The organism is Dietzia sp. CW19, assembly GCF_014145265.1.
Taxonomy (GTDB): Bacteria; Actinomycetota; Actinomycetes; order Mycobacteriales; family Mycobacteriaceae; genus Dietzia; species Dietzia natronolimnaea.
In genome coordinates, this window is sequence record NZ_JAALEE010000112.1 from 1 (window position 1) to 1,828 (window position 1,828).

1 protein-coding gene is annotated in these 1,828 nt (G+C 70.6%); it reads left to right on the top strand.

The window, feature by feature from the left end; all coding sequences use genetic code 11:
• Positions 1-1,828 (top strand): Rne/Rng family ribonuclease (locus tag G6021_RS04085; RefSeq protein ID WP_182640718.1); only part of this gene is annotated, 1,828 nt, incomplete at both ends.

Below are 1,828 nucleotides of genomic sequence, written 5' to 3' on the forward strand. Positions count from 1 at the left end.
TCGCGAGCCGCGCCGTCGCCCCGCACGCGGGGGACAGAGCGCGGGCGCGGGTTCGAGCACCGGTACGTCCGCGGACGAGGTCCAGGGCATCACCGGCTCGACCCGGCTCGAGGCCAAGCGCCAGCGTCGCCGCGACGGGCGCGATGCCGGCCGCCGCCGTCAGCCCATCCTCTCCGAGTCGGAGTTCCTCGCACGCCGCGAGTCCGTCGACCGCGTGATGGTGGTCCGGGAGAAGCAGCGCGGCGACGGCAAGGGGATCATGACCCAGGTCGGCGTGCTCGAGGACAAGGTCCTGGTGGAGCACTTCGTCACCACCGAGTCCGCGCGCTCCATGGTGGGCAACGTCTACCTCGGCCGTGTGCAGAACGTGCTGCCGAGCATGGAGGCCGCGTTCGTCGACATCGGCCGCGGTCGCAACGGCGTCCTGTACGCCGGTGAGGTCAACTGGGAGGCTGCCGGGCTCGGCGGCAAGGCCCGGCGGATCGAACAGGCGCTCAGGCCCGGTGACATGGTCCTGGTGCAGGTCACCAAGGATCCCATCGGTCAGAAGGGCGCCCGCCTGACCACGCAGATCTCGCTGGCCGGCCGATTCCTCGTGTACGTGCCCGACGGGAACTCCACCGGCATCTCCCGCAAGCTCCCCGACACCGAGCGGCGCCGGCTCAAGGCGATCCTCAAGGACGTCGTCCCCGAGGGCTCGGGCGTGATCATCCGGACCGCGGCCGAGGGGGTCAGCGAGGAGGAGATCGGCCGGGACGTCGAACGACTGGCGGCCCAGTGGACCGAGATCGCCGAGGCCTCCGCCAAGCGGACCTCCGCCGGCGCCGGCACCCCGGTGGCCCTGTACGAGGAGCCCGACCTGCTGGTCAAGGTGGTGCGGGACCTGTTCAACGAGGACTTCTCCTCACTGGTGATCCAGGGCGACACCTCCTGGGACACCGTTCACGACTACGTCTCGAAGGTCGCACCGGAGATGACCGAGCGCCTGGAGCGGTACGACAACCCCGACGTCGACGTGTTCGCCACCCACCGCGTGGACGAGCAGTTGGCCAAGGCGCTCGACCGCAAGGTGTGGCTGCCCTCCGGCGGCTCGCTGGTGATCGACCGCACCGAGGCCATGACGGTCATCGACGTCAACACCGGCAAGTACACCGGCTCGGGCGGCAACCTCGAGGAGACCGTCACCAAGAACAACCTCGAGGCGGCCGAGGAGATCGTCCGCCAGCTGCGCCTGCGCGACGTGGGCGGAATGGTGATCATCGACTTCATCGACATGGTCCTCGAGGCCAACCGCGACCTGGTCCTGCGCCGACTCACCGAGGCGCTGGGTCGCGACCGCACCCGGCACCAGGTCTCCGAGGTCACCTCGCTGGGTCTGGTCCAGCTCACCCGGAAGAAGTTGGGCACGGGCCTCGTCGAGGCGTTCTCCACGCCGTGCGAGCACTGCCAGGGCCGCGGACTGATCGTGCACGCCGACCCGGTCCACACCGAGTCGCACAACGCCGACGAGCCCGGTAGCCGACGTGGCCGCAAGCGCGGCGGCAAGGGCGCGGAGTCGGATCAGCCCGATACCGCGACCCCCTCGTCATCCACGCAGAAGCAGACGCCCAAGAAGGACGGGCCCGCACCGGCCGCGCATCCGGCCGCTCTCGCGATCTCCCGTCAGGAGGCGGATCAGGCCGCCGCGGAGAAGGCGGCGCGTCCGGAGGTCGTCACCGCTGAACCGAGCGCACCGGCGACCACGGCACCGGCGACCGCCGCGGAACCGGACGCCCCGGCGTCCACCGTTTCCGCGGAGATCTCCGGCACCCCGGATTCCGAGGAATCG